Annotated in this window: 5 protein-coding genes; 2 read left to right on the top strand and 3 right to left on the bottom strand. The window is 65.3% G+C overall.

The window, feature by feature from the left end:
- Both NZM16_RS03315 and NZM16_RS03310 read left to right on the top strand, forming a co-directional pair.
- Window positions 1-594 (top strand): DNA translocase FtsK (locus tag NZM16_RS03315; RefSeq protein WP_295478523.1); only part of this gene is annotated, 594 nt, incomplete at its 5' end.
- Between the two features lie 318 nt (window positions 595-912).
- Window positions 913-2,019: a hypothetical protein gene (locus NZM16_RS03310; RefSeq protein WP_295450992.1), complete on the top strand. Its 1,107-nt coding sequence runs from the start codon at window positions 913-915 to the stop codon at window positions 2,017-2,019.
- 374 nt (window positions 2,020-2,393) lie between these two features.
- Here NZM16_RS03310 and pyk read toward each other — a convergent pair whose 3' ends face one another.
- The 3 genes from pyk to NZM16_RS03295 all read right to left on the bottom strand — a co-directional run.
- Complete coding sequence (gene pyk, locus NZM16_RS03305) at window positions 2,394-3,824, bottom strand: pyruvate kinase (RefSeq protein WP_295450994.1); 1,431 nt, start codon at window positions 3,822-3,824, stop codon at window positions 2,394-2,396.
- A 457-nt stretch (window positions 3,825-4,281) separates the two neighbouring features.
- A complete protein-coding gene (locus NZM16_RS03300; RefSeq protein ID WP_295450996.1) occupies window positions 4,282-5,415 on the bottom strand; it encodes a beta-ketoacyl-ACP synthase III in 1,134 nt (377 codons plus the stop codon).
- A 468-nt stretch (window positions 5,416-5,883) separates the two neighbouring features.
- A partial coding sequence (locus tag NZM16_RS03295; RefSeq protein ID WP_367281000.1) for a beta-ketoacyl synthase occupies window positions 5,884-6,459 on the bottom strand: 576 nt, incomplete at its 5' end.

Here is a 6,459-nt window from a genome sequence, read left to right as displayed (position 1 = left end):
GTGGACGTGGTGACGGGGCTGATCAAGGCCAACTTCCCGGCCCGCATCGCCTTCGCGGTGGCCTCCTCGGTGGACTCCCGGGTGATCCTGGATATGCCCGGGGCGGAGACCCTGTTAGGGCGCGGGGATATGCTCTTCCTGGCCCCCGATCAGGGCCAGCCGATCCGGGCTCAAGGTTGTTTTGTTTCCGATGAGGAGATCCGTCGCATCGTCACTTACTGGAAGGGCATCCGGGGTCTTCCCCGCCCGGCTCCGGCGCGCGAGCGCCGGGGAGCGATCTCCGAGCTTCCACCGGTTCGGCCGAAGACGGGCGAGGAGCTTCCCTCCCAGGAACCGGTTCGGACGGGAGGACGGGAGGGAGAGGCTGAAGAGGAGCCCGACGAGGTTCTGTTGCGGCGGGCGATGGAGATCGTGCGCCTGCATCGGCGGGCTTCGATCTCGTTGTTGCAGCGGAAGCTTCGCATCGGTTACAATCGGGCTGCCCGCTTGATTGATCTGATGGAGGCCCGAGGGCTGATCGGCCCTCCGGAGGAGGGCAGCCGATGGCGGGGCCTGGAAGGCCTGGATCCCTCCTCGAACTCCGTGCCGGACTGATTCGCGATCTGGAACGCCTCCTTCCTAAACAACTTGACATGGGGTCTGACGTGGCCTCTCGGGCTGCGGGGAGAGGGGATCCGAAAGCTTTCGGGTCTGGGAAGGCCGCTGAAGGTGGTCTTCCCCGCCCTGAAAAGCCCTCAGTAGGGAGGAGCGGCCCTGTGGGTTAACCCCTGCGGGTATCTGTCCGTTTCCTCGGGGGATTTTTAGGACTGAGCCGGGAGCTGAAGGGCCTGGCTTAGCCCCCAACACAAGGAGGGGCCCCATTCGACCTCTCGGACAGGGGCCAGCAGTAGTCCTCTTCCCGGGCTTTCCACAATGAAACGAGGGGACAGGACTGGAGCATTTAAGGCGGCGGTCCAGCGTGGATTATGGGGAGCGGGGGGGCTGGCGCTCTTCCTGTTCGCGTTGTTGCTGATGCGCGCGGGGGCTGCCCATCTGACCCCCGCCCTGGCGGAGGCAGGAAAGCTTCCCTCTCCGTGGCACAGCCTGGGGCTGGGCTGGCTGATGGCCTGTCTGGCGCTCAGCGGTTCCCCCGTGGCGGCGGCCGCGATTAGCCTTCAGGATGCCCAGATGCTTTCCCCGGCCGCCACCCTCACCATGCTCACCGGCTCCCGCCTGGGGGCTTCATTTATCCTGTTCGTCATCGGGTTGAGCTACGCATGGCGCCGGGGCCATTCATGGAACAGCCTGACGGCAGGCTTGGTCACCTTCTGGGTGACAGCCACGACCTATCTTCCGGCCACCGCCCTGGGCCTCTTCTTGCTGCCTTATGTGCCTGTCTCATGGATTGCCCGGTGGCGGCCGCCTTTCCTTCCAGCGCTTCTGGAGCCTTTTCGGGCGCTTGTCCAGATGGTGGAAGGAATCCTCCGTAGCGGGGCGAGCCGGTGGCTTGGGAGACCTGTGCCGGAGAGCGCCATCGGGATCTCCCTTTTCCTCCTGGGATTTTTCCTGGTCGGCGTTGCGCTTCAGGCCCTCGATCGAGCCCTCCCCCTTCCCCGTCTGACCCAGGCAGAGGCGGATCCACCGCAGGATTCCCCCTGGCCGATCTTCGGCCTCGGGCTGGCGGTGACGGCCCTAACGATGTCGGTGTCCGTCTCCATCGGACTGCTGGTGCCTTCGGTGACGCGGGGCCGGATTCAACGGGAGCAGCTGATCCCCTATGTGATGGGAGCGAATATCAGCACCTTCATCGACACGCTTCTCGCCGCGCTGGCCCTGGGGAATCCCGCCGCGGTCGGGGTGGTGCTGACCGAGGTGATCAGCGTCAGCGTGATCTCGGCCGGGATTCTGCTGGCGGGTTATCGGTGGTATCGGGGTCTGCTGATCCGGGTCTTTGAACTCGCGATGGGTCGTCGCATGCTCCTGGGCCTCTTCCTGATCGCGTTCCTGGGCGTGCCGCTGATCCTTCTGTGGCGGGGATAACGTTATGCGGGGCGTGTCCCTGGCCTGTCCTTATCCCTCTAAGGAGTGATGCGGTTAGGAGCTGGTCAGACGAGGTGGAAGGGCCTTATCCTCTCCCCATACCTCCTCGTGGGCCGTGGAGGGGGGAAGAAGCGATTTCTTTGGGGCCGGGCACATTCGGCGCCCCGCTCTGCCTTCAAGGCCGCTGTGAGGAAGCGAACGGCGTATTTTGAATTCGGAGGGAATGAGCCACCCTCGGCGGCTCTACTGCCCCTCAAGACCTGAAGGGCTGCGGGAAGGCGGGTAAGATCCCACGATTCGGGGGGGCGGGCCAGAGGGCGAAGGTTCCGGGCCCAGCCCCCGAGCGCTTCAACCCTCATCCGCTCATCGAACCCTCAATCCGGGACTGGCTCGATCCGATGGACTTTCAACAGGTTCGTATGGCCCGGGCGGCCGAAGGGGACTCCAGCGGTGATGACAATCCAGTCTCCCGGCTGTGCCCGTCCGCTCTGGAGGGCCGCCTGGCTGGCTGCCCCCAGCATCTCATCGGTGTTGCGCACGGAGGGCATCAGAACGGGCTCCACCCCCCATACCAGAGCCAGCCGCCGCAAGGTCGCTGGGATCGGGGTGACGGCCAGGATGGGAACCGAGGGACGATGGCGGGCGATCATCCGGGCGGTGTAGCCGGACATGGTGGAGGTGACAATGACCCGCGCGCCGACCTGCTCAGCGATCTCCACCGTCGCCCGGCTGATGGCCTCTGTGACCTCCGTGGATTCGCCGATCAGATCCAGCCACTGGCGGTGCGGCATCGCCCCCTCGGCGATCCGTGCGATCCGGGCTATCATCTGCACCGCCTCCACCGGGTAGGTCCCCGTGGCCGTTTCCGCCGAAAGCATGACCGCATCGGTTCCATCCAGGATCGCGTTGGCCACGTCGCTGGCCTCCGCCCGGGTCGGGCGGGGATGGTTGACCATGGAGTTGAGCATCTGGGTGGCGGTGATCACCGGCTTGCCCGCCCGGTTACACTGGCGGATGATCCGCTTCTGGTGGATCGGCACCTCCTCCGGTGGGATCTCCACCCCCAGATCTCCCCGCGCGACCATCACCGCATCCGCCGCCTCTAAGATAGCCTCGAAGTTCTCCAACGCCTCTCGCTTCTCAATCTTGGCCACAACAGGGATCGAGGCTCCCAGTTCCTGCAGAAGCGATCGGAGCTGGTGCACATCCTCCGCTGTCCGCACGAAAGACAGGGCGAGGTACTCCACTCCATGCTCGACGGCGAACCGCACATCCATGCGGTCCTTCTCCGTGAGGGCGGGCAGCGTGAGGGGGAGGCCTGGGGCGTTGATCCCCTTGTGGGAGCTCAACGTCCCTCCCCGCACCACCCGGCAGACCACATCGGTCCCATTGACTTCTTCCACCCGGAACTCCAGCAACCCATCGTCCAGAAGGAGGGTCTGCCCGGGGCGGACCAGGGCGATGAATTCCGGATGGGGAAGATGAACCTCTTGGGGGCTCCCCGGGACCGGGCGAGAGGTGAGGATGATCCGCTGGTCGGGGGCGATGGAGATGTATCCTCCCTCGATGATGCCGACCCGCCAGCGGGGGCCCTGCAGGTCCCCCAGGAGGGCGACGATGGCGCCTTCCTCTTGGGCGATCTGGCGCACCATGGCGATGCGACGGGCGTGGGCGTCGTGATCCCCGTGGGAGAAGTTGATCCGGGCCACGCTCATCCCTGCCCGGATCATCGCCCGCAGGATCTCCGGGTGATCGGTGGAAGGGCCCAAAGTGCAGACGATCTTCGTTCGCGGTCGCGGATCCATTGGCAAGCCCCAGCGCAGGGATCCAGAACGGAGCATAAATCCGATGAAGAGGGCGAGCAAGCGCCTCGGGGAGGGCAACTTTTGAATCATCAGCGAGGAGGCATGGGTCGCTTTTACCCGCTTGCTGGACAAGCCCCGTCCTCCTTTCCTCCCTCCCGGTGGCCCTTTGGGCCACCGGGAGGGAGGAAAGACCTGGACAAGCGGATCCAGGAGTTGACCCCCATCTTCTCCTCGGAGGATCCTTCTCGATAGGCAGGCTGCCTTCGACGGCCTGCCTCTACCCCCGAGCATATCCGAAAATTCATCCGGGTAGCATCCCCGAGGCGAGGGGGTTGAGTCGCCAAAGGCGGGTTCGGGGGAGGGGCAGATCCTCCCTCTCCGGCCGGGAATCCAGCGGATGGCCCTCATGCCAGGTGGAGAACGATCCAGCATGCGCTCAAAAACCCCGGGCGGGCGCTCACTCCCCTTCCTGGCGGAGGATCCGGCTGAACCAGGCATCGAGGCGGCGCCAGAGGCGCATCAGGCGCGAGTGCAGCTGGGCCGGCAGGTAGAGGGTGATCCGCGCCAGCCGCTCCAGCCAGAGCGGCCGTGGGCGGGCCCGCGGAGCGCCCCACTCGACCACCGCGGCGGCCCAGGTCAGGCCGGCGCCGAAGGCCACCATCACCGCCCGATCTCCCGGATTCAATCGTCTCTGCTGGACCGCCTCACACAGGGCGATGGGGATGCTGGCGGCGGAGGTGTTCCCATAGCGGTCGATGTTCACAAAAAATCGATCCATCGGGAGCCCCAGGGCCTTCGCCGCCGCTTCGATGATCCGGATGTTGGCCTGATGCGGGATGATCAAATCCACGTCTTCCAGACGCAGGCCGGCCTGGGCGATCACCTCGCGCGTGGCTTTTTCCATCACCCGAGTCGCAAATCGGAAGACCTCGCGCCCGTTCATCCGGATGAAATGACAGCCATCCCGCACCGCTGCCTCCGAGATCGGAAGCCGGCTGCCGCCGGCGGGGAGGATCAGCAGCTCCCCGCCGGATCCATCGGCCCGGATCATCGAGGCGAGAACCCCACCGGGCGTATCGCTCCCCTGCAACACCACCGCGCCTGCTCCATCCCCGAAAAGGACGCAGGTGTTGCGGTCCTGCCAGTTCACAATGCGTGAGAGGGTCTCCGCCCCGATCACCAGGGCCACTTGATGGGTGCCCGCCCGGATCGCGGCCGCTGCCAAATGGAGCCCATAGATAAACCCGGAACAGCCCGCCAGTAGATCGAAGGCTCCCGCCTTCGTCGCCCCCAAGGCATCCTGGACCAGACAGGCAGTGGAGGGAAACAGATACTCGGGGGTCACCGTGGCCACCAGGATCAGATCCACATCCCGTGGGGGGATCCCGGCCACCGCGAGGGCTTCCTCCGCCGCGGCGATGGAGAGCGTCGCCGTGCTTTCCTGGGGGCTCGCGACCCGGCGCTCCCGGATCCCGGTGCGGGTGACGATCCACTCGTCAGAGGTTTCGACAAACTGCGCCAGCTCGTGGTTGGTGACCACCCGCTGGGGGACGGCCATTCCCCAGCCGACGATATGCGCATAACGCGCCATCCGGTTGACCTCCGTTTCAAGTTCGGCAACGATTTTGCGCCGATCGAAATCGGCCCCCTCCGGGGGGCTGCCGCGCCGGGCGTCCGCGGAGGTGGACGCCCTTTATGGAGCCTCGTATGGAGGAAACAACACCCGAACGCGTAGCAGGCGAAGGGCGGGATCGGAGCCTCCGCTGGGGTTTCTGCATGCCGGGTTGGGGAGGAGCTCTTCCGCCCTCTCGGGGCAGCGTCGCCCGGTTTTCCGGAGTGTTGCTTCCGCAAGCCGAAACTCAATCAGGAGTTCCACGCTTAGGGCCTGCCGGACAATGCAATGGCCCCATCTCCCTTTCTCCTCCTCCCTACGACCCGATGGGCCGTGGGGTGGAGGAGGATAAAAGATTCCGGGGGAAAGCGGACAGTGTAATTTCTGCCAAAAACTGAAGGGGGCGGCGCAGGCCGTCCCTCGGCCGAAGGCCTGCCGAGGGCGACTTCAGTCGACCTCATCCTCATATCGTCGGAAGATCACGCAGGCGTTATGACCTCCGAAGCCAAAGGAGTTGGACATCGCGACCCGCACGGGTTGGCGACGTGCGACGTTCGGCACGTAATCCAGGTCGCATTCGGGGTCCGGATGCTCGTAGTTGATGGTGGGAGGGATAATCCCATCGGTGATCGCCCGGATGCAAACAATGGCCTCGACGGCGCCGGCTGCTCCCAGCAGATGTCCGATCATTGATTTGGTGGAAGAGATCGGCACATCGTAAGCGGCCTCCCCGAAGACCGCTTTGATGGCCTGGGTCTCGCTTTTATCGTTGAGCGGCGTGCTGGTGCCATGGGCGTTGATGTAGTTTACCTCCCGCGGTGCAAGGCCCGCGTCCGCCAGGGCCCGACGCATGGCGATCGCAGCCCCCTCCCCGTTCTCCAACGGCGCCGTGATATGGTAGCCGTCCGCGGAGGCGCCGTAGCCCACCACCTCGGCGTAGATCCGTGCCCCCCGCGCTCGCGCATGCTCCAAGCGCTCCAGCACCAGGATCCCCGCCCCTTCCCCCATCACGAAGCCATCCCG

This window comes from Thermoflexus sp. (genome assembly GCF_025055495.1).
Taxonomy (GTDB): Bacteria; Chloroflexota; Anaerolineae; order Thermoflexales; family Thermoflexaceae; genus Thermoflexus.
Note: the sequence above shows the minus strand (reverse complement) of the source record. Positions and strands in the feature narration are given on the sequence as shown.